We start from the raw sequence: 23,626 nt of genomic DNA on the forward strand, positions 1-23,626 counted from the left end.
GCGGCTTCCTTCTCAGGCTGGCAGGCCGATGGGGCCCGGCGACGCCGACGAGGCGGCGGAGGCGCGGCCCGGCAGGCGCGCCGCCGGACCGACGGTGCCCTGTCCGGTCGCGGCCATCGCCTCGGCGATCAGCGGCGCGACCGCGGGTGCGTCGGCGATGGCGCGCAGCATCGGCTGTGGATGGTTGAAGGCGAAGGGGGTGGCATGCGGCCAGAGCGCCAGCCAGGCGATGCGGTTCGGCCGCGCGATCACGAAACTGATGCTCGACGTGCCCAGAGGCGCGGACCGGACGGCTGCGGTCTCGACGAGCGACAGCGGAATGTCGAGCGTGATCGGCAGCGCGATGCCCGACCGGATCAGCAGCCGCTTCGACGTCAGAGAATAGACCGTCGTGCGCGCGTAGAACCAGGCGAGCGTCGAAAGGATCGCCAGCGTGATCGCCGCGAGCAGCGTGATCCAGACGGCGGCGGCCACGATGTCACCGGCCGAGCCGCCATTGGCCCACACCGAGGCGGCGCGCCACGCACCGACCAGGAGGAAGTAGATCGCGACGCCCCGCAGCCTGAACGCCGAGAGCGCCAGCGCCGTCCACTGCGGCCGACCCTGCCACAACAGGCGCTCGCCGCGCGGCAGCGGCGCCGGCAGGCCGGGTGCTGCCTCGAAGGCGAAGTCGTCGTGGCCCTGTGTCATAGCAGCGGCTCCGAACGCAGCGGCGTCGCATACATGTGCCCGCCGCCGAAATAGGCGCAGATGCGGTCCTCTTCGCGGAAGGTGACCGAATCGGCCGACGCCGGCCGCGGCGCCCGGCCGATCTGCTCGGCCTTCAGCGACCGCACCTTGACGCTGTGGCCGGAGAGTCCGGATCCCTCGATCGTCGAAAGGGTCATCGGGATCAGCACGTTGTTGATGCCCGGCACGTCGACCTTGACCTCGAGGTAGCGGATCACGTGCTCGGCGCGGTCGATCCAGAGATCGACGACCGTGCCGGCGACCTTGCGGTCGAGGCCGACGACCGCCAGGCCGCGCGGATCGACGTCGCCCTTCGCCACACCGTAATGCCCGTCCACCCGTGTCGGAACGATCTTGTTGTGGCCGTCCCAGGTCTGGTCCGGAACCTCGCGGCGTTCGGCCCATGCGGCCGGGCCGACGCCGTCGGCCAGCGCATCACCGGTGGGGGTCAGCGGTGCGCCCGGCCACGGGCCGACGCGCACGGCCGCGACCGGCCTCTGGTCCCGCTTGAAGTTCGGAGCGGTGGCCGTCGTGCCGTCGCGCAGAAGGAAGGTCTTCGGGCTCGGCAGCAGCAGGAAGCCGCGGTCCTTCACCTTGCCCGTCGGATCGGATTCCAGCGGATAGCCCTCGCGCCGGTCCTCGCGCCGAAGCCAGAAGACCAGGCCGAAGAAGAACAGCCAGAAGACGTAGAGCGCCACCTGCGCCGCGTCGATGTAGCTGGAGAACTCGTTGGGATACATGCTCTTTCTCCCCTGTACCGGCCTCAGCCGGGAAAAGCCGCCAAACCGAAAGTGTCTCCGTCCCGCCGGATCGTCTCGGACCCCGCGTAGCGGGCGAGCGGGCCGACGGCGACGAGTGCCGCAAACAAGAGCGCGATCTCGACATGATAGACCACGCCGTAGCCGGCCTCGGGTCCCTGGAAGACCGTGCCGAGCGTGCCGTTGGCGGCAAGCGTCGTCACGATGTCGCGCACCGCCCCGCCTGCCGCGACGGCCAGACCCGCGGCGGTCGCCTGGGCCGCCCCCCAGGCGCCGAGCGCGATGCCGCTGTCCGTCATGCGTCCGATGTTCATCGCCGCCGTCAGCAGGCCGACCGTGTAGAGACCGCCGCCGAAGCCGATCAGCGCCGCGCCCACCCTGAAGAGGCCGCCGGATTCCAGGGGCGCCGAGATGATGACCAGCGTGAAGGCCAGGATGCCGGCAACCCCGCCGACACCCGAGAGGCGATAGGGATTGACGCCGCGGTCGAGCGCACGCGCCGCAAGGAAAAGACCGGCGATCGTGCCGCCGGCCAGCATCGCCGTCAGCAGCGTGGTCTGGCCCACGTCGAGCCCCAGAACCTCGCCACCATAGGGTTCGAGCAGCACGTCCTGCATGGCGAAGGCGGCCGAGCCGAGCGACACCGCGACCAGCAGGCGCCGGGCGCCCGGTGCACGGACGAACATCGCCCAGGCCTCGCCGAAAGGCTGGCGCGGGCGGTCGTGCGCGGTGACGCGCGGATCGCGGCCTTCCTGCTTCCACAAAGCCACGAGATTGAGCACCATGGTGACCGCCGCGGCCCCCTGGACGACCTGGATGAGCAGCACGTGGCCGAAATCGGCCAGCAGCAGCGAAAATGCGATCGCCGAGACGAACATGCCGACGAGCAGCACGAGATAGAGCAGCGCCACGACGCGCGGGCGGCTGTCCTCCGGCGCCAGATCGCAGGCGAGCGCGAGCCCGGCCGTCTGCACGGTATGAAGTCCGGCGCCCACCAGGAGGAAGGCGAGTGCTGCGCCCACTTCGCCGGCATAGGGTACCGCCGCCTCGCCGCCGCCCGACAGCACGAGCAGCGCGAACGGCATGATCGCGAAGCCGCCGAACTGCAGCAGCGTGCCGAACCAGATGTAGGGCACGCGCCGCCAGCCGAGATGCGAGCGGTGGGTGTCGGAGCGGTGGCCGATCAGCGCACGTGCCGGCGCAAGCAGGATCGGCAGCGCGACCATGACCGCCACCACCGTCGCCGGCACGCCGAGCTCGACGATCATGACGCGGTTCAGCGTACCGGTCAGCAGCACCATCGCCATGCCGACCGAGACCTGGAAGAGCGACAGGCGCAGCAGCCGTGACAGCGGCAGGCCGTCCGTTGCGGCATCGGCGAAGGGCAGGAACCGGCTTCCGAGCCGGATCCATGCCGAGGACATCGCGAAACCGCCGCGCCTGCTCATGACCGCACCACCTCCATCGCCTGCGAGGTGTAGAAGCCGTGCCCGATGCGGGTCGTGCGGCCGGCGTGCCAGCCGGGAATGCCGTCGATGCGCGCGGCGATCGCCTCCGGTCGCACCGGCTCGATCGCCGGCGCCCGGTCGCCGCGCGGGAACAGCCGGCCCACCGCATGCATGGCGGCCAGCGCCGGCGTGCGCGGCGCGAAGGTGAAGACGATGCTGCGCTCGGTGCGCGCGGAGAGGCGCGCCAGCGCCTCGGCGGCGTCGGCGAGCGGATAGTGGATCAGCGAATCCATCGCCACCACCGCGTCGAAGCGGCCGAGCCTGTCGGAAAGCATGTCTCCCGAAAGGAACCGGATGCGGCCGGAACCGAGGTCGGCCGGCAGGGTCTTCGCCGCGAAGTCGACCATTTCGGGCGACAGGTCGATCGCGGTGACGTCCGCTCCGCGACGGGCGAGTTCGACCGAGAACATGCCGGCACCGCAGCCGGCGTCGAGCACGCGCCAGCCGGAGAGGTCCTGCGGCAGCATGTCGAGCATGGCCGCGCGCATCCGCGCCCTGCCCTCGCGCACGGTCGCCCGGATGCGGCCGAGCGGCGCCTCGGTGGCGAGCCGCTTCCAGGCATCCACCGCGGTGCGGTCGAAATAGGTGCGGATCCGGTCCCGCCGCTCGATATAGGCTGCGCCGTCCATCAGTCGTACCCCAGGAAGTCGAAGATCTCGCGATCGGGCATCGGGTTGGCGTCGAGTTCCTCCGACCCCGCCCAGAGCATCTCGGCGAGCTGCAGATATTCGCGCTGCACCGCCAGCACCTCCGGCGACGGATCCATCTCGAACAGGGTCCGCTTCTTCAGCCGGCTGAGCCGCACCGCGTCGAGATCGCGGATGTGGGCCACCCGCTTCAGCCCGATCGCCGCGTTGAAGCGGTCGATCTGGTCGGTCTCGCGCGAACGGTTGGCGATGACGCCGCCGAGGCGCACGTTGTAGTTCTTCGACTTCGCCTTGATCGCCGCCACGATGCGGTTCATCGCGAAGATCGAATCGAAGTCGTTGGCCGCCACGATCAGCGCCCGCTCGGCATGCTGCAGCGGCGAGGCGAAGCCGCCGCAGACGACGTCGCCCAGCACGTCGAAGATGACGACGTCGGTGTCCTCGAGCAGGTGGTGCTCCTTGAGGAGCTTGACCGTCTGGCCCACCACGTAGCCGCCGCAGCCGGTGCCGGCCGGCGGACCGCCCGCCTCCACGCAGCGCACGCCGTTGAAGCCTTCGAAGACGAAGTCGTCGGCGCGCAGTTCCTCGGTGTGGAAGTTCGCCTGCGCGAGAATGTCGATCACCGTCGGGATCAGCGACTTGGTCAGCGTGAAGGTCGAATCGTGCTTGGGATCGCAGCCGATCTGCAGCACGCGCTTGCCGAGCATGGAGAAGGCGACCGACAGGTTCGACGAGGTCGTCGACTTGCCGATGCCGCCCTTGCCGTAGATGGCGAAGACCTTGGCCTGGCCGATCTCCAGCGTCGGATCGAGCCTCACCTGGACGCTGCCTTCGCCGTCCTCCCGGCCGGAAGCGGCCTTCAGGTCCCTGGGATGGGTAAACACGTTCATGCGGCAGCCTCCACGCCCACGCCCTCGACGCGGTCCTCGAGTTCGTCTCCGGCGGCCCGCAGCGCATCGAGCGTGGCGGCATCCGGGGTCCAGTAGGCACGGTCGGTCGCCTCGATCAGGCGGCCGGCGAGTTTGGAGGCGGCACGCGGATTGAGGTCCGCCATGCGCCGGCGCATCGTCTCGTCGAGAACGAAGGTCTCGGCCATGTTCTGGTAGACCCAGGGCGCGACCTGACCGGTCGTGGCCGACCAGCCGAAGGTGTTGGTCACGTGCGCCTCGATCTGGCGCACGCCCTCGTAGCCATGGGCGAGCAGGCCCTCGTACCATTTCGGATTGAGTGTCCGGGTGCGCGTCTCGAGCGCCACCTGCTCGGACAGCGTGCGCACCTTGCCCTGGCCGCGCGTCTGGTCGCCGACATAGACCGGTACGTCGCCGCCCGAAGCGCGGCGCACCGCGCGGCTGATTCCGCCCAGCGTGTCGAAGTAGTGGTCGATGGTGGTGATGCCGAGCTCGACCGATTCGAGGTTCTGGTAGGCGGCGTCGACGTCCTTCAGGATCGCACCCATCAGCTCGGGCCGCTTCACCGGCTTGCCGTCGCGGCCATAGGCGAAGCACTTGCGCCGCGAATAGGCTTCCGCCAGTTCGTCCTCGTCCTCCCAGCAGCCCGATTCCACCATCATGTTGACGTTGGAGCCGTAGGCGCCGGCGGCGTTGGAGAAGACGCGCAGCGCCGCTTCCTCGATGCCGCAGCCCTTCTCGGCCGCATAGGCGAGCGCGTGCTTGCGCACGAAATTGCGCTCCAGCGGCTCGTCGGCTTCGGCCGCGAGCAGGCTCGCCTCGGCCAGGAGCTTCGTCTGCAGGGGCATCAGGTCGCGGAAGATGCCCGACAGCGTCATCATCACGTCGATGCGCGGACGGCCGAGCTCGGCGAGCGGGATGAGGTCGGCGCCGGCCAGCCGGCCGTAGCTGTCGAAGCGGGGCCTGGCGCCGATCAGCGCCAGCGCCTGGCCGATCGGGGCGCCTTCGGTCTTCATCGTGTCGGTGCCCCAGAGCACCAGCGCGATGCACTCCGGCAGGGCGCCCTTGTCCTTGACGTGCCGCTCGACCAGCAGCGTCGCCTGGCGGGCGCCATCGGCCAGCGCGAAGGCAGACGGCAGGCGGAAGGGATCGAAGCCGTGCAGGTTGCGGCCCGTCGGCAGGATCTGCGGCGAGCGGATCAGGTCGCCGCCGGAGACGGGGCGGATGTAGCGGCCGTCGAGCGCGGCGATCAGCGCCGGCAGTTCGTGGTCGTGGGAGAGTTGCGAGGCCATTTCGGCCAGCATCGGAGCGGCAGCGCGCAGGCGCTCGTCCCCGGCCATCTGCAGGGCTTCGAGCGCCTTGACCGGCACCTCGCCCTCCGCGAGCCGTTGCGCCAGGTCGCGCGGCAGGACGATGCCGTGCGAAGCCTCGGCCACCGCCTGCAGGAGATCGGCCCGCTCCTCCGCCGTCGCGGCCTCGCCCACGACATGCAGCCCGTGCGGGATCAGCGTCGCTTCGAGTTCGGCGACCGCCTCGACCAGCGTCGGCACGTCGGGCCGGCCGTTCACGAGGCTGGCCGTCTCGAGATCGAGCGCGCCGGCCTGCGCCACGATGGTCTCCTCCAGCCGGGTCCGTTCATGGACGTCGGATGGCGGCAGGCCGCGCCACCGGTCGAGCGACGCCTTGAGTTCCACCAGCCCCTTGTAGAGGCCCGCGGCCGCGACCGGCGGGGTCAGGTAGCTGACGAGCGTCGCATTGCCGCGCCGCTTGGCGATCGCGCCTTCCGACGGGTTGTTGGCGGCGTAGAGATAGAGGTTCGGCAGGTCGCCGATCAGCCGGTCCGGCCAGCAGTCGCGCGACAGGCCGACCTGCTTGCCGGGCATGAACTCCAGGGCGCCATGCGTGCCGTAGTGCAGCACGGCATCGGCGCCGAAATCCTCGCGCAGCCAGCGATAGAAGGCGGCGAAGGCATGCGTCGGCGCGAAGCTCTTCTCGAACAGCAGGCGCATCGGATCGCCCTCGTAGCCGAAGCCCGGCTGGACGCCGACGAAGACGTTGCCGAAGCGCTCGCCGAGCACGAGAATAGAGGAGCCGTCGGACTGGTGGCGGCCGGGCGCCGCACCCCATTGCGCCTCGATCTCGGCCAGATGCGTCTCGCGCTGCACATGGCGTTCGGCCGGGATGCGGGCGGCGACGTTGGCCGGATGGCCGAAGCGCGACGCATTGCCTTCGAGGATCTTCGTGCGAAGCGCCTCGACGCTGGCCGGCAGGTCGACCGAATAGCCGGCCCGTTTCATCGCGGCGAGCGTGTTCCAGAGCGAGCGGAAGACGGAGAGATAGGCGGCCGTACCGGTCGCACCGCCATTGGGCGGGAAGTTGAACAGCACCACCGCCACCTTGCGCTCGGCCCGCGCCGTGCGCCGCAGGCGCACCAGCTTCTCGACCCGCGCGGCGAGCATGGCCGCACGCTCGGGCTCGCCGGCCATGTCGCGGCGCCCCGCCCCGCGGTCCGCGCCGCCGGCAGAGGTCCGGCCACCGAACAGCATCGGTCCCGTCGCGCCGTCGATCTCGGGCAGCGCCACCATCATGGTGGTCTCGACCGGGGTGAGTCCGTGATCGCCCGTGCGCCACTCCTCGATGGTCTGGAATTCCACCGCGAAGGCCGAGAGATAGGGCACGTCGAGCCGGGCCAGCATCTCCTCGGCCGCGCGGCTGTCGTTGTAGGCCGGTCCCCCGACCAGCGAGAACCCGGTCAGCGACACGACGGCGTCCACCGTCGCGCGGCCATCGGCCATGAAGAAACGCTCGACGGCGGGCGTCGCGTCGAGCCCGGCGGCGAAGGCCGGCACGACCTTCAGTCCCCTCGCCTCCAGCGCGCCGATCACCGCGTCGTAGTGGGCCGTGTTGCCCGCCAGCACGTAGGAGCGCATCACGAGGAGGCCGACGGTTCCGGCCGCTCCGGCTCCCGGCAGGTCGCGCAGGGTCTCGCCGATGCGCCCGGCCAGCCGCGGGTGGTAGAGCCCGGCCTCCGGATAGTCGAGCGGCGCGCGCGCCGTCACCGCCTTGCGCAGCGCCGCACGCGGGCCGGCCGCATAGCGCGACACCAGATGACGCACGAGGTTGGCGACGTTGTCGTCGGAACCGGCGAGCATGTATTGCAGGGTGAGGAAATAGGCGCGCACGTCCTGCGCCTTGCCCGGGATGAAGCGCAGCAGCCGCGGGATCTGGCGCAGCATCTTCATCTGCTGGCGGCCGCCCGACTGGCCGGGCTTCGAGGCGCCGCGCAGGCGCTTCAGCAGCCCCAGCGCGCCGCCCGGCGCACCCGACATCGAGAAGCCGCCGAGCCGCGTGGTCCGCACGATGTCGCCGGCCGAGAGGCAACCCACCATGCAGTCGCAGGCCTCGCGCCGCGCCTCCAGCCAGGGCTGGACCTTCCGGATGTGCTCCTCGAGGAAGATCATGTTGGCGACGACGATGTCGGCCGTCTCGACGTCGCGGCGGCAGCGCTCTTCCGCGGCCGGTTCGGATCCCCATTCGGCCATGGAATGCAGCGTCAGCCTCAGGCCCGGCAGTTCCCGCTTCAGCACGATCGACGCGCGCTCGACGGCGCTCGCCATGTGACTGTCGAGAGTCACGATGGTGACGGCGATCGGCGTCGCTTCAGCGGCTGAAATGGGCCTTGGCATCGTACAATGTCTCGATGGTGATGGTCTGCAGCCCGCGTTCGGCCGCAAAGCGCTCGGTGTTCCTGCGTGCCTTTCCGCGCACGAAGAACGGGATCTTCTTCAGTTCCTTCTCGGCTTCGCCGGTCCAGGCGACGGGCCGCTCCAGCACCACGAGGGTCTGCTCCTCGGTTTCCGACGCCGCCGGAGCCGCATGGCCCAGATGTGACGGCGCGGCCGTGTCGTTGAACTCGAAATCGTCCCGGAACATGCCGAGCAGATGTTCCTCCAGCCCCATCATCAGGGGATGCACCCAGCTGTCGAACAGCACGTTGGCGCCCTCGTGCCCCATCTGCGGCGAGTAGCGCGCGGGAAAATCCTGCACGTGGACCGGGGCGGAGATGACCGCGCAGGGAATGCGCAGCCGCTTGGCGACGTGCCGCTCCATCTGCGTGCCGAGGATGAGTTCGGGCTGCGCGGCGACGATGGCGTCCTCGACTGCCAGGTGGTCGTCGCTGATCAGCGGCTCGACGCCGTACCGGACCGCAGCCGCTCGGACTTCGCGGGCGAACTCGCGGCTGTAGGTGCCGAGCCCGCAGACGACGAAGCCCAGTTCGTCGGCCGCCACGCGGGCAGCGGCAACCGCATGGGTGGCGTCGCCGAAGATGAACACCCGCTTGCCGGTGAGATAGGTCGAATCGATCGAGCGCGAGTACCAGGGCATCCGCAGCGTCGCGGGCGGTGCCGGTGGCACAACCCCCGCGAGGCCGGCCACGGCGGCAAGAAACTCGGCGGTGGCGCGCACACCGATCGGCGGGATCGTCACGAAGGCCTGGCCGTGGTTGCGCTTGAGCCAGTCGGCCGCCGTGCCGGCAATTTCGGGATAGAGCACCACGTTGAAGTCCGCTTCGGGCAGCCGCGCGAGGTCCGACGGACTGGCGCCGAGCGGCGCCACGAGGTTCACCGCCACACCCAGCCCCTCGATCATGCGGCGCACCTCCTCGATGTCGTCGCGATGGCGGAAGCCGAGCGACGTCGGACCGAGGATGTTGCAGCTGCGCTCGCCGGCCGGGCGCACGACCCGCGGTGCGGGACGCTGCGGCGCCGGCGCGAAGGCGCGCACCAGCCGGTAGAAGGTCTCGGCCGCGCCCCAGTTCTCCTTCTTGGAGTAGGACGGCAGTTCGAGGGGAATCACCGGGATCGGAAGCGCCAGCGCGGCGGCAAGCCCTGCCGGATCGTCCTGGATCAGTTCCGCCGTGCACGAGGCGCCGACGATGATCGCCTCCGGCTGGAACCGCTCCACGGCGTCCCGGCAGGCGATCTTGAAGATCTCCGCCGTATCGGCGCCGAGGTCCTGCGCCTTGAAGGTGGTGTAGGTGACCGGCGGACGCGTGTCGCGCCGTTCGATCATCGTGAACAGAAGGTCGGCATAGGTATCGCCCTGCGGCGCATGCAGCACGTAGTGCAGGCCGCGCATCGATGCGGCGATCCGCATGGCCCCGACATGGGGCGGTCCTTCGTAGGTCCACACGGTGAGCTGCATGGTCAGGCCCCCAGCTTCAGCACGGCGCGGCGCGCGAGCGGCCGCACGAAGAGTTCGGCGAGGTCGCCGGCCTGCTCGTAGCCCTGCACCGGGGTGAAGACGAGCTCGATCGACCATTTGGTGGCGATGCCCTCGGCCTCGAGCGGATTGGCGAGGCCCATGCCGCACACCGCGAGATCGGGCCGCGCGGCGCGGCAGCGGTCGAGCTGGCGATCGACGTCCTGGCCCTCGGAGAACGGAATTCCGGGCGGCAGCAGCGCGAACTCGCCGGCCAGATGCTGGCGGTGCAGGTAGGGCGAACCGATCTCGACGATCTCGGCGCCCGCCTCGCGCGCCAGGAAGCGCGCGATGGAGGGCTCGAGCTGCGAATCGGGAAACAGGAACACGCGCCGGCCTTCGAGTTCGGCACGACGGCGCCCCACCGCCTCGCGCGCGCGCCGCCGTCCGGCCCGGGTGATGGCATCGAAGCGGCCCGGCGCCACGCCGAAGGCGTCCGCGGCCGCGCGCAGCCAGGCGGTGGTGCCCTCCTCGCCGAGCGGGAACGGCGCGGCGAGCACAGTGGCGCCGCGCGCCTCCAGCGCCCGCGCCGCCTCGCCGAGATAGGGCTGCGCCAAAAGCACGCGCGTCGCGGCGCCGACCGCCGGCAGTCCCGAGGAGGCGCGCGACGGCAGGAAAGCGACCGGGCCGATGCCCAGCGCATCGAAGATTCGGCGGAACTGGTCCTCCACGACGTCCGGCAGCGCCCCCGCCACCATCAGCGACGGCGGCGCCTTGGCGTCCGCCGCCGGCAGTTCGCGCACCAGCGCCGCCAGGAAATTGTCCTCGCCCTGCGTGAAGGTCGTCTCGATGCCGCTTCCCGAGAAGTGCAGCACCCGCGTCGCCGGCGCATGCAGGCGGGCGAGCCGCTCGGCGGCCTTGCCGAGGTCGAGCTTGATCACTTCGGACGGACAGGAGCCGACCAGCACCAGCATGCGGATGTCCGGCCGGCGCGAGAGCAGGCGCGCCACCACGCGGTCGAGTTCCTCGTGCAGGTCTGCCATTCCGGCGAGGTCGCGCTCCTCGATGATGGCGGTGCCGAACCGTGGCTCGGCGAAGATCATGACGCCCGCGGCGGACTGCATGAGATGGGCGCAGGTGCGCGACCCGACGATCAGGAAGAAGGCGTCCTGCACCTTGCGGTGCAGCCAGATGATCGAGGTCAGGCCGCAGAAGACTTCGTGCTGGCCGCGCTGCCGCAGGGGCGCGGCGGGGCCGCAGTCCTGCGCGCCGATCCGGGGCGGCATCGCGTTCATCGGCCTGCCTCCGGAAGCACGGCTCGGACGCGGGCGGCGTCGAGCCTCGCGGCGCGCAGCTTCACCAGGAACTGCGTGGCGTTGACGACGTAGGCTGCATATGCCGCGAGCGCCAGGAGCATCAGGCCCGCCGGGTCAAGCGTGCCCCGGAAGAGCGCGACGAGATAGGCGGTGTGCAGCGCCAGCACCAGCATCGAGAAGACGTCTTCCCAGAAGAAGGCGGGGGCGAAGAGCCAGCGGCCGAAGACGATCTTTTCCCAGATCGAGCCGGTGACCATGATGGCGTAGAGGACGCAGGTCTTGGCGACCACCGACGCATTGGCGGCCGCGATCCCCTCGCCGGTCGCGAGATACCGCAGGATGAGGATCAGGCTGGCCAGGAAAACCACGAACTGCAGCGGGGCGAGCACACCCTGCACGACCGTCCAGGCGGTCGCATCGCGCCGAAGCCGTTGCTCGGGCGTGTAGAGCGGGCGTCTGGCCGAACCCTCTGCTGGTGCCTCCCTCATCGTCTTGCCCGACCGCCTCCCTCTCGTTGTGTCTTGTCGTTCTTTTCGAGCAGTCCGGGGAGAGTAATCCCGATACACCGGAAGTGTCAATCTGGATTGACGTCCATTCGAATTGACGATGTCAAAACCGATGGACAGATTCCGCTGGACAAGCGGCGTGAAGGGAGTATCGTTGGAACAACAATAAGGATCAGCGCGAAGACCACGCCATGCCACCATCGGCGCCCCGTGCGGCAGCACCGGCGCGGGGGGAAGCACAGCGCGCGACCTTTACGCTGGCGAACGGAGGGATCGCCAGTCATGACCAGCAGAAGCCCCGACTCCACCTGCAGCGTCACCGCGACACGCGGCCTCGTGCCGGTCGGCCGCGGTCATGGCGAGCGCAGATCCCATGGCGCCGAGCTCGATGTTTCGGAGCGGCTCGCCGCCACCCTGCGCGAGAACGTCGTGCCCATGCTCGTCGGGCGCAATGCCCAGGGCAGGCCCCAGCGCCGCGGCGGTGTGTCCTCGCGAAGCCCGGCCATCGACGACTTCACCCGCCTCCTCCTCGACGAGAACAGTTCGCGCTGCGAGGACGTGCTGGAAGGTTTCGTGTCGCTCGACGGTGACCCGCAGGCGGCGACCGAGGAACTGCTCGCGCCGGCGGCGCGCCTCGTCGGCGAGTACTGGCGCATGGACATCTGCGACTTCATGCAGGTGACGGTCGTCATGACCCGGATCCAGCGACTGTTCTGGCGGCTGGCGACGGAGTATCCCGCGGTCGGCGCGGTCCGCCCGGGGCGGACGGCGCTGCTCGCTCCGACGCCTGGCGAACAGCATTCCTTCGGCCTCAGCATCGTGGAGGATGCCTTGCGGCGCGATGGCTGGCACGTCGACTGCTGTGGCTGCGGCGATGGCCCGGACCTGTTCAGGCTGGCGGAGAGCGGCCACTATGCCCTCGTCGGCCTTTCGCTCTCCGGTTCGGCGCTGCTGCCCGAACTCGCGTCTGCGATCGCCAGACTGAAGTCTTCGATGCGCAACAAATCGGCCACCATTCTTGTCGGCGGACCGATATTCGTCGATAAGCCGGAACTGGCATTGGAGGTCGGGGCCGATTCCCTGGCCCTGAACGCTCGGCATGCGGTGGCCATCGCCGCCCTATCCGACGACAGGGCGGGCGGTACGCGTCCGACGGTCGCCGCCGGTATGAACTGGAACTCGAAAGTCTCAGATGGACAAGCTGGTTTCACGGGACGTGTGCCGCTCGTTTCGCGACAGTGGCCGGTTCTTGAAGGAGCTGGACGCTGAGGCCGTATCGACGATCGTCACGGCCGGCGCCGACATCGCACTCGTCCTGTCGCCCGACGGCGACATACTCGACATCGCTTATCGCGACAGCGAGCTGAAGGCCTGGGGGCTCGACGGCTGGGTCGGGAGGCACTGGCAGGATACCGTGACGATCGAGAGCCGCGAGAAACTGCGCGATCTCCTCAGCGACGCGGCGACGGTCCAGATTACACGCTCCCGTCAGGTCAACCATCCGGGTACGGGTACACGCGACCTCCCGGTTTCCTACCGTCTCGCCTCGATTCCCGGCAGCGGCGCCCGTCTGGCGCTCGGTTCGGACTCCCGCTCGATGGCGGACATGCAGCAGCGGCTGGTGCGCGCCCAGTTCGAGATGGAGCGCGACTACCGGCGCGTCCGCGACATCGAGGCGCGCTACCGGATCATCTTCCATCTCGCCTACGAGCCCCTGCTGGTCGTCGATTCGCAGAGCTTCAAGGTGATGGACGCCAACGAGGCGGCCGCCCGGCTGTTCGCGCGGCCGGCCAAGAAGCTGACCGGTTCGCCGGTAACCGCCGCCTTCGCGCGGACGGAACAGCAGGCCGTCTCCGAGGCGCTGTCGGCGATCGCGGCGCGCGGGCGCGAGGACGTCATCACGGCGCGGATCGCGACGCTGGACGAGCCCCTGTCGATCCGCGTCACCCCCTTTCGCGAGTTCGGGCGGACCAACCTGCTCGTCTGCTTCCTGGCCGACCGCGACCTCGAGGGCGGCGTCTCCTCGGTGTCGGCCATGCTGTCCCTCGCCGAGAGCCTGCCGGATGGCCTCGTCGTCGTCGACGGCGAGGGCCGGGTCCTCGAAGCCAACATGGCCTTCCTCGACATGATCCGGGTCGTCGGCTTCGACCGGATCGAGGGCAAGAGCGCCGATGCCTGGATCGGCGGTTCGGCCGTCGACCTGCAGGTTCTGATCGCCAATCTGCGCGAGCACGGCTCCGTCCGCCGCTTTTCAACCATGGTGCGCGACGACCTCGGCGGCACCGAGACCGTGGAAATCTCGGCCACCCGCGTCGCCGGGCACGACGGCCCGCGCTACGGCCTCTCCGTCCGGACCGCACCGCGCGGCGACGCGGTCCCCTCGCCGCTCGGCGCGATGAACGCCCAGTCGGCCGGCCAGCTCACCGAACTCGTCGGCCGCGTCCCGCTCAAGGATCTCGTGCGCGATACCGCCGACATCATCGAGAAGCTCTGCATCGAAGCCGCCCTCAAGCTCACCGACAACAACCGCGCCTCGGCCGCCGACATGCTCGGCCTGTCCCGCCAGAGCCTCTACATCAAGCTCCGCCGCTACGGCATTTCGGACGTCGAAGACGATACGGATTGACACTCCGAAGTGTCAATTTAGGTTGACGAACTGGACCGGCCGACTTAGTCTGCGGCATGGCCTCACCGATCTTCATCGCAGCCGTCGCCGTCCGGACGCCCACGCCGGGCGCGGTGCTCGAACTGCTGAAGCCGATCACCTGGTTCGCTCCGATGTGGGCCTACGGCTGCGGTCTGGTTTCCGTCGGAGGCGCGACCGTCGACCGCTGGCCCTATGCGCTGGCCGGCATCCTCCTCGCCGGTCCCCTCGTCTGCGGCACGAGCCAGGCCATCAACGACTGGTTCGACCGCGAGGTCGACGCCATCAACGAACCGGACCGGGTCATCCCCTCCGGCCGGATGCCCGGCCGCTGGGGTCTCGCCGTCGCGGTGGCGGGCACGCTGCTTTCGCTCCTGGTCGCCGCGATCCTCGGTCTCGTCGTGTTCCTCGCCGCTCTGGTCGGGCTCGCGCTCGCCTGGGCCTACAGCGCGCCGCCCTTCCGGCTGAAGCGCAACGGCTGGATGGGCAATTCCGCCGTCGGGCTCTGCTACGAAGGCCTGCCCTGGTTCACCGCGGCCGCCGCCGTCGCCGGCGGCTTTCCGGCCTGGCCCGTGGTGGCCATGGCGCTGCTCTACAGCATCGGCGCGCACGGCATCATGACGCTCAACGACTTCAAGGCGGTCGGTGGCGACCGCGTCTCGGGCATCGACAGCCTGCCGGTGCTGCTCGGCGAGAGCCTCGCCGCGCGCGTCGCCTGCGCCGTCATGGCCGCCCCGCAGCTGGTGGTGATCGGCCTCCTCTTCTCCTGGGGCTTCCCCTGGCACGCCGGCGCGGTCGCCCTGCTCCTCCTGCTCCAGGCGGCCTGCATGCTGCGGCTGCTGTCCGATCCGCAGCGCCATGCCGCCTGGTACAACGCCACCGGCACGACCTTCTACGTGCTCGGCATGCTGGCTGCCGCCTTCGCACTCCAGGCCATGGGATGACCGCCATGCACGCGACACTCGGCTGGATCGGCATCGTCAGGCTGGGCCTCGTCCAGACCGCGCTCGGCGCGATCGTGGTGCTCACCACGGCCACCCTCAACCGCGTCATGGTGGTGGAACTGGCACTCGCCGCCACCATCCCGGGCGCCCTCGTCGGCCTGCACTATGCGGTCCAGATCCTGCGGCCCGTCTGGGGCCATCGATCCGACCGCGGCCGCCGGCGCACGCCCTGGATTCTCGGCGGCATGGCGACGCTGGGGCTCGGCGGCGTGCTGGCCGCCCTCTCGGTCGCTCTGATGGCGGACCGCTTCGCCCTCGGCATGACGCTCGCCATCCTGGCCTTCCTCCTGGTCGGCATCGGCGTCGGCGCAGCGGGCACGTCGCTGCTCGCGCTGCTCGCGAGCGCCGTCGCCCCGGCCCGCCGTCCGGCGGCAGCCACCATCGTCTGGCTGATGATGATCCTCGGCATGGCCGTCACCGCGGTCCTGGCCGGCGGGCTCCTCGATCCCTATTCGCCCCTGCGGCTCGTCGCCGTCACCGGGGCCGTCGCCGGGCTCGCCTTCCTGCTCGCCTGCGCGGCGCTCCTCCGCGTCGAGAGCCGCCTCGCCCGCCCGGCGGTCGTCGCCGCCGAGCCTCTGGCGCCGGGCTTCCGTGTCAGCCTCGCGGACGCCTGGGCCGACCCGCAGGCGAGGCTGTTCACCGTCTTCGTCTTCGTCTCCATGCTCGCCTACAGTGCTCAGGACCTGATCCTCGAGCCCTTCGCCGGGCTCGTCTTCGCCATGACGCCCGGCGAGACGACGACGCTCGCCGGAATGCAGCATGGCGGCGTCTTCCTGGGCATGGTCTTCACCGGTATCGTCGGTACGTGGCTGTCGACCCGCCATCCGGGCGTGCTGCGGGCGTTCACGGTCGCCGGCTGCTTCGGTTCCGCGCTCATGATCGGCGGGCTCGTTCTCGCCGCCGCGGCACCGGAAGGCTGGCCACTGCTCGCCAACGTGGTCGCGCTCGGCGTTGCGAACGGCGTCTTCGCCGTCGCCGCCATCGGCTCCATGATGGCGCTCGCCGGCTCGGCCGGTCCCCGCCGCAGCGGCATGCGCATGGGCCTCTGGGGTGCCGCGCAGGCCATCGCCTTCGGCCTCGGCGGTCTCGCCGGCACCGTGGCGGTCGATCTCCTACGCCTCGTCACCGACGATGCCGCCTCCGCCTATGGCGCGGTCTTCGCGCTCGAAGGCGTTGCTTTCGTCGCGGCTGCCGTCATCGCCCTGCGCCTCGCCGGCGCGCGGCCCTCCCCCTCTCCCGCCATGGTGCCTGCCGAATGAGCGCCGAAGCCCGCCCTTTCGATTATGACGTCGTCGTGGTCGGCGGCGGCCCTGCCGGCGCGACCGCCGCGGCGGACCTGGCGCGCGCCGGACGGCGCACGCTGCTCGTCGACCGCGCCGATCGCATCAAGCCCTGCGGCGGCGCCATCCCGCCGCGCCTGCTCGCCGATTTCGACGTGCCCGAGAGCCAGCTCACCGCCCGCATCGCCGCCGCCGACATCGTCGCGCCTTCCGGCCGGCGCGTCGACATGCGGGTCCAGGGCGGCTATGTCGGCATGGTCGACCGCGACCGCTTCGACCCCTGGCTGCGCGCGCGCGCGCAGGCCGCCGGTGCCACGCTCGCCATCGGCCGCTTCACCGAGATCGAGAACGATCCGGCCGGCGGCGCGGTCGTGCGGCTGAAGCCGGCCCAGGGCGGCGCCACGCAGAGCATCCGCGCGCGGCTCGTCATCGGCGCCGACGGCGCCAACTCGCTCGTCCGGAAGGCCGCCTTCGGCCCCGATCGCCGGCCGCCCTACGTCTTCGCCTATCACGAGATCGTCCGCTCGCCGGCCGCCACGACCGCCGGCTTCGATCCGGCCGCGTGCCAGGTCCACTACGACGCCCGCGTCTCGCCCGACTTCTACGGCTGGGTCTTCCCGCATGGCGAAGCCACCAGCATCGGCGTGGGCTCCGCCGTCAAGGGCTTCGACCTCAAGGCTGCGACCCGCATGCTGCGCGAAGCCTCCGGCCTCGCCGATGCAGAGACGATCCGCTGCGAGGGTGCGCCCCTGCCGCTGAAGCCGCTGTCGCGCTGGGACGATGGTCGCGCCGTGCTGCTCGCCGGCGACGCGGCCGGCATCGTCGCGCCTGCCTCGGGCGAGGGCATCTGGTACGCCATGACGGCAGGGCGGCTGGCCGCCGAGGCCGGCAACGATTTCCTGCGCACCGGCGACGCCCGCGCGCTCGCCACGGCGCGCAGGCGCTTCATGGCCGATCACGGCCGCGTCTTCATGGTCCTCGGCTTCATGCAGTCCTTCTGGTACCGCAGCGACAAGCGGCGCGAGCGCTTCGTCGCGATCTGCGCCGACCCCGACGTGCAGCGGCTGACCTGGACCTCCTATCTCGACAAGCGCCTGCAGCGCAGCGACCCGCTCGCCCATCTGCGGGTCTTCGTGAAGGATCTCGGCCAGATGGTGCGCCTCGCCTTCCAGGGTACGTGATGTGCCCGGCGCGACCGATCGCGGCTGACTGCTGCTGCGGCGGCTGGCGCCGCAAGCCGCGAGTCCTCCCGTGCTGATCGCCCTGGTGGAGAGCGGCGCCGTCGCGCTCGTCGCCGCGGCCATCATTGCCACCGAGGTCGTCATCGTCTGGCTGAGCGGCAATCCGGGACGGACCGCCTTCGCCGCCAACGGCCTCGCCGGAATCCTGATCCTCGCCGCTCTCGGTCTGGCACTGCGCGGCCACGGCGCCGTTCCGATCCTGCTGGCACTCGCCGGCTCCTTCGTCGCCCACCTGTTCTGGCTCCTGTCCGCGCGGCGAGGCTGAACGTCGAGGCGCCGCCGGGCATCCGCAAACCGCGCTCGGGCCGGATCGCCCGGCCGCGGCCGGTTCGGCAGGAGCCAGCAGGGTCCGGTTACTCCGCGACCACCGGGTTCGTCAGCGTGCCGACGCCCTCGACCCAGATATCGACGCTGTCGCCCGGCGTCACCGGTCCGACACCGGACGGCGTTCCGGTGATGATGACGTCGCCGGGCTGGAGCGTGATCGCCGAACTGAGATAGGAGACGAGTTCCGCGACGCCGAACAGCAGGTCGGCCGTGGAACTCGACTGACGCTCGATCCCGTTCACGCGGGCGCCCAGCCGAAGGCTGCGCGGATCGAGCCCCGTCGCGATCACCGGGCCGAGCGGACAGAAGCTGTCGAAGCCCTTGCCGACCAGCAGCGCGCCCTGGTCCATCTCCTCCTTCTGGATCACCCGTTCGGAGACGTCGTTGGCGCAGGTATAGCCGAGCACGTGGTCGGGTGCGGCCTCCGGCGCAATACGACGGCCCGACCGGCCGATGACCACCGCGAGCTCGGCCTCGAAATGCACGTTGCGGGCCTCGCGGGGATAGACGATCGGCGCCCCCGGTCCGACCACCGTGGTCGACGGCTTCATGAAGAACAGCGGCCGCACCGGGGTCTTCGCCCCCGATTCCTCGATATGGGCCACGTAGTTGAGCCCGACGCCGAAAATCCGCGGTGCCTCGACCGGAGCCAGCAGCGCGGCGTCGGCGAGGCTGTCGGTGATGCCGGCCCGCTCCACTGCCGCAAAGGGCGAGCCGGCCAGCCGGTGCAGCCGATCGTCCTCGAGCACCCCGTAGTGGATGGCCGTGCCGATCCGGTATCGCGCGATGAGCATCGTCGTCCCCCTCCCCTTCAACCTGTTCCTCCCGATGCGGCGATGCGTTCGATCTCGTCGCGGTCGGCGGGACCGTCGTGCAGAAGCACCGTGCACCGACTGTCGAAACCTTCACCGCGGTCGAGAACGAGTGGCTCTTCGCGGAACGGCCCGACGGTGACGACGCCCCAGTCCGCCACGAACCAGAAGGGCGCGCGGCCCGCGCCCGGATGCGGGATCACGCTGACGCCGGCCACCGCGCCGCCGCCGACGGGGCCGGTGAAATCGATCCAGCGCGCGCCTGCCCCGCTCACCGCCCCGCCGCCGCTGCGCCCCTTGTCGTCGGTCACGGCGCCGCCATTGCCGACGATCATCGATTCGGCGACGCGCACGTTGAACCAGGCGTGGCGGGTGGGACCGAGCTTCAGCGCGAATTCGCCGCATTCGAGCCGGGAGGCCAGATCGATTCGGTGTCGCCTGTCCCCGGCCTCGACCGTGATCGTCCGCGTCTCGACGGCCACCAGCCGGCCCTGCGGAGCCGCCCATTCCCGCGGCCCGCGCCAGCAGAGCCGCTGCACGATGCGGAACCGGTCGTCGTCGAGGGCCTCGCCGCTGTGTTCGGTCCCGACGATCCGCCCCGGCGCGCGCCCCTGGAAGATCTCGTCGACGTAGAAATTGTAGGTGTACTCCTCGATCATGCCGTGCGCGGCCGGCACCTGCGCATGCACATGGTCGGCACCGATCCAGAGACCGCTGTGGTGCGGGTGGTCGGCGGGCGCTTCGGCCGTCACACAATAGCCGGCGGGCGTCGACAGCGGGTGCAGATAGGGCCGGAAGGGTCCCTGCGTCAGCGCCAGCACGCCGGCGCCATGACGGCGCAGCCGAAGCCGATGAGTCTTCGCCCAGGCGCCCGGCGGCAGGACGATCGCATCGGAGTCCAGCGTGAACGCCGCCATGGCTCAGTCCACCGGAGCAAGACCGGCGGAGTGGGCCGGCAGGTCGGTGTCGGCGAACAGGTCGGGATGGGCGGCGGCGATCTGCGGCAGTGCCACCAGGATCTCGCGCAGGTGCCGGCGCATCGCCGCTTCGGTCCCGTCCGGATCATTGGCGGCCAGGCGTTCCACGATCGCCTCGTGCTGGCGGATGAGCAGCGGCATCGGCGAGGCGTCCGGGAGGCTGAGGAAGCGCACGCGGTCGGTCTGCACCCGCGCGCTCTCGACGATCCGCCAGGCATAGTCGCAGTCGACGATGTCGGCGATGGCGCGGTGGAAGGCCTCGTCGAGGTCGTTGAAGCTGCGGTAGTCGTTGTGTGCGGCCGCGACGCGCTGCCGGTCGAGGTGCCTGCGCAGTGTCACGACATGCTCTGGTCCGGCAAGCCGTCCGGCGTTGCTGGCGATGTCGCACTCGATCGCCTCGCGCACGAACCGCGCATTGGCGAGTTCGCGCGCCGAGATCTTCATGACGTAGGTGCCGCGGCTCGGCCGGATCTCAACGAGCCCGGCTTCGGACAGCTTGATGAAGGCCTCGCGCACCGGCTGCCGGCTCACGCCGAACCGGGCGGCGACGTCGTTTTCCGACAGGGCTTCCCCGGGCCGCAGGCGCAACTCCACGATCCCTTGCCGCAGGGCTGAGAAGAGCTGGGGCGCGATGGGCTCCCGGGCGCGCAGCGCGATGTCCATCCGTCACGATCCTCCGAAGCCCGCTCTGGGTCGCCGGGCCACGCGATGATTTCCTGCAACTGGTCCGACCACACTTGCGCTGGCCGCTCGACGATGTATCCTACCAGTATGGTGCCATACCGCAAGCATGGGGATGAGACACCAGAAGACGTCCGAGGGAGGAAACAATGACCGCCATGCGTACACATATCTCGAGGCGCGGCTTCATCGCCGTCGGAACCGCCGCCCTGGCGATGCCGGCCTTCATCCGCGATGCGCGCGCGCAGGAGAAATACGTCTGCAAGATCGCCCATACCGAGGGCATCGGCACGCCGATCACCAATGCCTTCGACGCCTGGGCCAAGGTGCTCAACGAGAAGAGCGGCGGCCGCATCGACGCCCAGCACTTCCCCGCCGCCCAGCTCGGCGGCCTGGCCGAGGCGCTGGAAGGAAGCCGCATCGGCACCATCCAGGTCACCACGGCCGGTCCGGATTCGGAAGAAGCCATCGCCCCCGAGATCGCCGCTTTCGGCGGAGCGCCGGGCTTCATCTACAAGAACGAGGCGCATGTCGATGCCGTCCTGCAGGGCGAACTCGGCCAGAAATGCTCCGACATCGCGCGCGCCAAGACCGGCGTGGAATTCGTCGCCTATGGCGAGACCGGCTTCCGCCACATCCTGTCCAAGCGCCCCGTCGGCAATCTGGCCGATCTCGCCGGCCTGAAGATTCGCGTGCCGCAGCTGCGCATCTGGGTCGACTTCTGGTCACTGCTCGGCGCCGCGCCGACGCCGCTGCCCTATTCCGAGCAGTATTCCGCGCTGTCGACCGGCATCATCGACGCCATCGATTCCGACGTCTTCTCGATCGTCGGCTTCAAGTTCCACGAACAGGCCAAGAACCTCACCTTGACCGGCCACTGGTTCCTGCCCAAGGCCGTGCGCGTCAACGCCGCCTGGCTGGACAGCCTGCCGGAAGACCTGCGCGATCTCGTCCGCACCTCCGCCAAGGAGGCCTTCGCCGAGCAGCGCACGGTCAACCGCGCCAACGCCGCCAAGACGCTCGAAGACCTCAAGGGCCTCGGCGTCTCGGTTCAGCAGCTGCCGGCCGAGGAACTCGCCAGGATGGAGGCGCAGACGGCGAAGCTCTTCGACGAGTTCGGGTCCAAGAGCCCCGAGACCGCCGAGATGATCATGGCCATCCGGGCGCTGGGCTGAGACCGGTCGGATGCCGATGAATGCCGAGGCCGGCGCCGCACCGGACGGTGCGGCGGCCGACACGTCGCTGGCCGGCTTCGCGCGGATCGTCGACCGCGTGCTGGAGGCGCTCTGCGTCGGACTGATGCTGGCGGCGGTCGCGGTCGCCTGCCTGCAGGTGGTGCTGCGCTACGGCTTCAACTCCGGCCTGCCCTGGCCGGAGGAGTTCGCCACCTGGGTCTTCGCCTGGGCGGTCTTTCTCGGCATGGCCGTGGCGACGGGGCGCGACGCCCACATCGCCATCGACGTGGTCACCCGCGCGCTGCCCGCACGGCCGCGCGAACTGCTGCTCGTCTTCAACCGCGCCGTCATGGCGGCGGCCAGCATCATGCTGGTCATGCATGGCTGGGACTATGTCAGCCGCGCGATCGCGGCGTCGCCGGCGCTGCAATGGCCGATGAAGTACTTCTTCCTCGCCGTCCCGGTCGGCGGTGCGCTGAACCTGTTCTTCCTGTTCTGGCCGAGGCCCGGCCGCAGCCTGCTGCAGGGCGCAGCCGTCATCGCGGGCGGTCTGGCGCTCTATCTCGCCATCCGCTTCGGCGCCTCCAGCGTCTATGGCGAGAGCGGCAGCGCGATCGTCCTCGTCCTGGTCGGCATCGTCTCGATCGTCATCGGCGTGCCCGTCGCCTTCGCGCTCTCCTTCGGCGCCTTCGCCGCGTTCGCCGCCTTCAACCCCATCCTGCTGGTCACCATCGCGCAGAACATGGGCGCGGCGCTCAACTCCTTCACGCTGCTCGCCATCCCCTTCTTCATCCTCGCGGCTGCGGTGATGAACGCGGGCGGCATCACCCCGCGGCTGGTCGATCTCGCCATGCAACTCGTCGGCCACCTCCGCGGCGGGCTCGGCCAGGCCAACGTCATCACCAACACCATGCTCGCCGGCATTTCCGGATCGTCGACCGCCGACGCCTCGACGATTGCCAAGCTGATGGTGCCGGAAATGGCGCGGCGTGGCTACGGCCGGCCCTTCAGCGCCGCCCTGACCGCGGCCAGCGCGACGCTCGCCAACCTCATCCCGCCGAGCCTCGGCCTGATCATCTACGCCGCGCTCGCCTCCGTGTCCGTCGGTGCGCTGTTCGTCGCCACCATCGTTCCGGGGCTGATGGTCGCCGCCTCCCTGATGCTGGTCGTCTACGGGCTGTCGCGGCTGCGCGGCTATGGTGGCGACATCCCGAAAGCCTCGCTGCGGCAACGCATGACGTCGCTCGGCCTGGCGATTCCCGCACTCATCCTCCCGGTGATCATCGTCGGCGGCGTGCGCTTCGGCATGTTCACCGCCACCGAGGCCGGCGCCATCGCCTTCCTCTACGCGCTGCTGTGCGGCGCCCTGCTCTATCGCAAGCTGACGCCGTCGAACCTCCTGGCCGCGATCCGCGAATCGGTCTTCGACACCGTCGTCATCGTCGTCATCATCGCCGCCGCCGCCCCCTTCGCCTGGGTGCTCGCCTTCGAGCAGGTGCCGCAGAAGATCGCGCAGCAACTGTCGGGGCTCGTCTCCACGCCGGTGCTGCTGATGCTGGCGATCAACCTCTTCCTGCTGATCGTCGGGCTGTTCATGGAAATGATCGCCTCGCTGGTGATCCTGGTGCCGATCCTCGTGCCGCTGGTCATCGCAGCCGGCGTCGACCCGATCCACTTCGGCATCGTCATCGTCATGAACCTGGTCATCGGCGCCCTGACCCCGCCGCTCGGCGTGCTGGTCTTCACGACCGCCCGCGTCGGCGGCGCCAACCAGACCGAGACCTTCAAGGCGATCGTGCCCTTCATCCTGGCCCTGGTAGGCGTGCTCCTCCTGATCACGTATGTACCCGGCTTCACGCTGCTGCCTGTGCGATGGCTCGGGCCCTGACGGTCGATCATCCGGAGTTCGTC

General features: G+C 70.0%; 20 protein-coding genes. 8 read left to right on the forward strand and 12 right to left on the reverse strand.

The window, feature by feature from the left end; translation table 11 throughout:
• Positions 1–12: 12 nt before the first annotated feature.
• The 9 genes from puhB to bchF are packed head-to-tail and all read right to left on the reverse strand — an operon-like array spanning position 13 to position 11,556.
• The gene (gene puhB, locus IAI54_RS12375; protein WP_187972620.1) at positions 13–690 is read right to left on the reverse strand and encodes a photosynthetic complex putative assembly protein PuhB; all 678 of its coding nucleotides are present in this window, start codon (positions 688–690) and stop codon (positions 13–15) included.
• The gene (puhA, locus tag IAI54_RS12380) at positions 687–1,469 is read right to left on the reverse strand and encodes a photosynthetic reaction center subunit H (RefSeq protein ID WP_187972621.1); all 783 of its coding nucleotides are present in this window, start codon (positions 1,467–1,469) and stop codon (positions 687–689) included. The genes puhB and puhA overlap by 4 nt, the downstream gene beginning before the upstream one ends.
• Before the next feature lie 23 nt (positions 1,470–1,492).
• On the reverse strand, positions 1,493–2,935 hold the full coding sequence (locus tag IAI54_RS12385) for a BCD family MFS transporter (RefSeq protein ID WP_235679345.1): 1,443 nt from the start codon (positions 2,933–2,935) through the stop codon (positions 1,493–1,495).
• Entirely contained in the window at positions 2,932–3,624 is a 693-nt protein-coding gene (gene bchM / locus IAI54_RS12390; protein WP_187972622.1) for a magnesium protoporphyrin IX methyltransferase, read from the reverse strand. The genes IAI54_RS12385 and bchM overlap by 4 nt, the downstream gene beginning before the upstream one ends.
• Positions 3,624–4,532, reverse strand: coding sequence for a ferredoxin:protochlorophyllide reductase (ATP-dependent) iron-sulfur ATP-binding protein (gene bchL / locus IAI54_RS12395; RefSeq protein WP_187972623.1), 909 nt, complete (start codon positions 4,530–4,532; stop codon positions 3,624–3,626). The genes bchM and bchL overlap by 1 nt, the downstream gene beginning before the upstream one ends.
• On the reverse strand, positions 4,529–8,236 hold the full coding sequence (locus IAI54_RS12400; RefSeq protein ID WP_187972624.1) for a magnesium chelatase subunit H: 3,708 nt from the start codon (positions 8,234–8,236) through the stop codon (positions 4,529–4,531). The genes bchL and IAI54_RS12400 overlap by 4 nt, the downstream gene beginning before the upstream one ends.
• On the reverse strand, positions 8,211–9,755 hold the full coding sequence (bchB, locus tag IAI54_RS12405; RefSeq protein ID WP_187972625.1) for a ferredoxin:protochlorophyllide reductase (ATP-dependent) subunit B: 1,545 nt from the start codon (positions 9,753–9,755) through the stop codon (positions 8,211–8,213). The genes IAI54_RS12400 and bchB overlap by 26 nt, the downstream gene beginning before the upstream one ends.
• Before the next feature lie 2 nt (positions 9,756–9,757).
• Complete coding sequence (locus IAI54_RS12410; protein WP_210321240.1) at positions 9,758–11,047, reverse strand: ferredoxin:protochlorophyllide reductase (ATP-dependent) subunit N; 1,290 nt, start codon at positions 11,045–11,047, stop codon at positions 9,758–9,760.
• Positions 11,044–11,556 (reverse strand): 2-vinyl bacteriochlorophyllide hydratase, encoded by a 513-nt coding sequence (gene bchF, locus IAI54_RS12415; RefSeq protein ID WP_187972626.1) that lies wholly within the window; start codon positions 11,554–11,556, stop codon positions 11,044–11,046. Before bchF ends, IAI54_RS12410 begins: the two co-directional genes overlap by 4 nt.
• A gap of 354 nt (positions 11,557–11,910) precedes the next feature.
• On the opposite strand from bchF, the gene IAI54_RS12420 reads away from it, so the two are divergent.
• The 6 genes from IAI54_RS12420 to IAI54_RS12445 all read left to right on the forward strand — a co-directional run bounded on the left by IAI54_RS12420 (position 11,911) and on the right by IAI54_RS12445 (position 18,008).
• Complete coding sequence (locus IAI54_RS12420) at positions 11,911–12,843, forward strand: cobalamin B12-binding domain-containing protein (RefSeq protein ID WP_187972627.1); 933 nt, start codon at positions 11,911–11,913, stop codon at positions 12,841–12,843.
• Positions 12,824–14,200 (forward strand): transcriptional regulator PpsR, encoded by a 1,377-nt coding sequence (ppsR, locus tag IAI54_RS12425; protein WP_187972628.1) that lies wholly within the window; start codon positions 12,824–12,826, stop codon positions 14,198–14,200. Before IAI54_RS12420 ends, ppsR begins: the two co-directional genes overlap by 20 nt.
• A gap of 56 nt (positions 14,201–14,256) precedes the next feature.
• Positions 14,257–15,162, forward strand: a complete 906-nt coding sequence (gene chlG, locus IAI54_RS12430; protein WP_187972629.1) for a chlorophyll synthase ChlG — start codon at positions 14,257–14,259, stop codon at positions 15,160–15,162.
• Between the two features lie 5 nt (positions 15,163–15,167).
• Entirely contained in the window at positions 15,168–16,481 is a 1,314-nt protein-coding gene (locus IAI54_RS12435; RefSeq protein WP_187972630.1) for an MFS transporter, read from the forward strand.
• Complete coding sequence (locus tag IAI54_RS12440; RefSeq protein ID WP_187972631.1) at positions 16,478–17,683, forward strand: geranylgeranyl diphosphate reductase; 1,206 nt, start codon at positions 16,478–16,480, stop codon at positions 17,681–17,683. The genes IAI54_RS12435 and IAI54_RS12440 overlap by 4 nt, the downstream gene beginning before the upstream one ends.
• Before the next feature lie 70 nt (positions 17,684–17,753).
• Entirely contained in the window at positions 17,754–18,008 is a 255-nt protein-coding gene (locus tag IAI54_RS12445) for a hypothetical protein (RefSeq protein WP_187972632.1), read from the forward strand.
• A gap of 88 nt (positions 18,009–18,096) precedes the next feature.
• Here the strand turns inward: IAI54_RS12445 and IAI54_RS12450 are convergent, their stop codons facing one another.
• The 3 genes from IAI54_RS12450 to IAI54_RS12460 are packed head-to-tail and all read right to left on the reverse strand — an operon-like array spanning position 18,097 to position 20,522.
• Complete coding sequence (locus IAI54_RS12450; RefSeq protein ID WP_187972633.1) at positions 18,097–18,864, reverse strand: fumarylacetoacetate hydrolase family protein; 768 nt, start codon at positions 18,862–18,864, stop codon at positions 18,097–18,099.
• A gap of 17 nt (positions 18,865–18,881) precedes the next feature.
• Positions 18,882–19,799, reverse strand: coding sequence for a DUF6807 family protein (locus IAI54_RS12455; protein WP_187972634.1), 918 nt, complete (start codon positions 19,797–19,799; stop codon positions 18,882–18,884).
• Between the two features lie 3 nt (positions 19,800–19,802).
• Positions 19,803–20,522 carry a GntR family transcriptional regulator gene (locus IAI54_RS12460; protein ID WP_187972635.1) on the reverse strand — a complete coding sequence of 240 codons (720 nt, stop codon included), beginning with the start codon at positions 20,520–20,522 and terminating at the stop codon, positions 19,803–19,805.
• Positions 20,523–20,689: 167 nt separating this feature from the next.
• Between IAI54_RS12460 and IAI54_RS12465 the strand changes: the two genes are divergently transcribed.
• Together IAI54_RS12465 and IAI54_RS12470 are read left to right on the forward strand one after the other, a co-directional pair.
• A complete protein-coding gene (locus IAI54_RS12465; RefSeq protein ID WP_187972636.1) occupies positions 20,690–21,715 on the forward strand; it encodes a TRAP transporter substrate-binding protein in 1,026 nt (341 codons plus the stop codon).
• Positions 21,716–21,725: 10 nt separating this feature from the next.
• The gene (locus tag IAI54_RS12470; protein WP_187972637.1) at positions 21,726–23,603 is read left to right on the forward strand and encodes a TRAP transporter large permease; all 1,878 of its coding nucleotides are present in this window, start codon (positions 21,726–21,728) and stop codon (positions 23,601–23,603) included.
• The last annotated feature ends 23 nt before the right edge of the window (positions 23,604–23,626 follow it).

Origin of the sequence: Aquibium microcysteis (genome assembly GCF_014495845.1) — a bacterium.
GTDB lineage: Bacteria > Pseudomonadota > Alphaproteobacteria > Rhizobiales > Rhizobiaceae > Aquibium > Aquibium microcysteis.

What these genes read in the sequence shown, in the direction of transcription:
- puhB (WP_187972620.1), bottom strand. Translation starts at nt 690, where the DNA reads ATGACACAGGGCCACGACGACTTCGCCTTCGAGGCAGCACCCGGCCTG.
- puhA (WP_187972621.1), bottom strand. Translation starts at nt 1,469, where the DNA reads ATGTATCCCAACGAGTTCTCCAGCTACATCGACGCGGCGCAGGTGGCG.
- IAI54_RS12385 (WP_235679345.1), bottom strand. Translation starts at nt 2,935, where the DNA reads ATGAGCAGGCGCGGCGGTTTCGCGATGTCCTCGGCATGGATCCGGCTC.
- bchM (WP_187972622.1), bottom strand. Translation starts at nt 3,624, where the DNA reads ATGGACGGCGCAGCCTATATCGAGCGGCGGGACCGGATCCGCACCTAT.
- bchL (WP_187972623.1), bottom strand. Translation starts at nt 4,532, where the DNA reads ATGAACGTGTTTACCCATCCCAGGGACCTGAAGGCCGCTTCCGGCCGG.
- IAI54_RS12400 (WP_187972624.1), bottom strand. Translation starts at nt 8,236, where the DNA reads ATGCCAAGGCCCATTTCAGCCGCTGAAGCGACGCCGATCGCCGTCACC.
- bchB (WP_187972625.1), bottom strand. Translation starts at nt 9,755, where the DNA reads ATGCAGCTCACCGTGTGGACCTACGAAGGACCGCCCCATGTCGGGGCC.
- IAI54_RS12410 (WP_210321240.1), bottom strand. Translation starts at nt 11,047, where the DNA reads ATGAACGCGATGCCGCCCCGGATCGGCGCGCAGGACTGCGGCCCCGCC.
- bchF (WP_187972626.1), bottom strand. Translation starts at nt 11,556, where the DNA reads ATGAGGGAGGCACCAGCAGAGGGTTCGGCCAGACGCCCGCTCTACACG.
- chlG (WP_187972629.1), top strand. Translation starts at nt 14,257, where the DNA reads ATGGCCTCACCGATCTTCATCGCAGCCGTCGCCGTCCGGACGCCCACG.
- IAI54_RS12435 (WP_187972630.1), top strand. Translation starts at nt 15,168, where the DNA reads ATGCACGCGACACTCGGCTGGATCGGCATCGTCAGGCTGGGCCTCGTC.
- IAI54_RS12440 (WP_187972631.1), top strand. Translation starts at nt 16,478, where the DNA reads ATGAGCGCCGAAGCCCGCCCTTTCGATTATGACGTCGTCGTGGTCGGC.
- IAI54_RS12450 (WP_187972633.1), bottom strand. Translation starts at nt 18,864, where the DNA reads ATGCTCATCGCGCGATACCGGATCGGCACGGCCATCCACTACGGGGTG.
- IAI54_RS12455 (WP_187972634.1), bottom strand. Translation starts at nt 19,799, where the DNA reads ATGGCGGCGTTCACGCTGGACTCCGATGCGATCGTCCTGCCGCCGGGC.
- IAI54_RS12460 (WP_187972635.1), bottom strand. Translation starts at nt 20,522, where the DNA reads ATGGACATCGCGCTGCGCGCCCGGGAGCCCATCGCGCCCCAGCTCTTC.
- IAI54_RS12465 (WP_187972636.1), top strand. Translation starts at nt 20,690, where the DNA reads ATGACCGCCATGCGTACACATATCTCGAGGCGCGGCTTCATCGCCGTC.
- IAI54_RS12470 (WP_187972637.1), top strand. Translation starts at nt 21,726, where the DNA reads ATGCCGATGAATGCCGAGGCCGGCGCCGCACCGGACGGTGCGGCGGCC.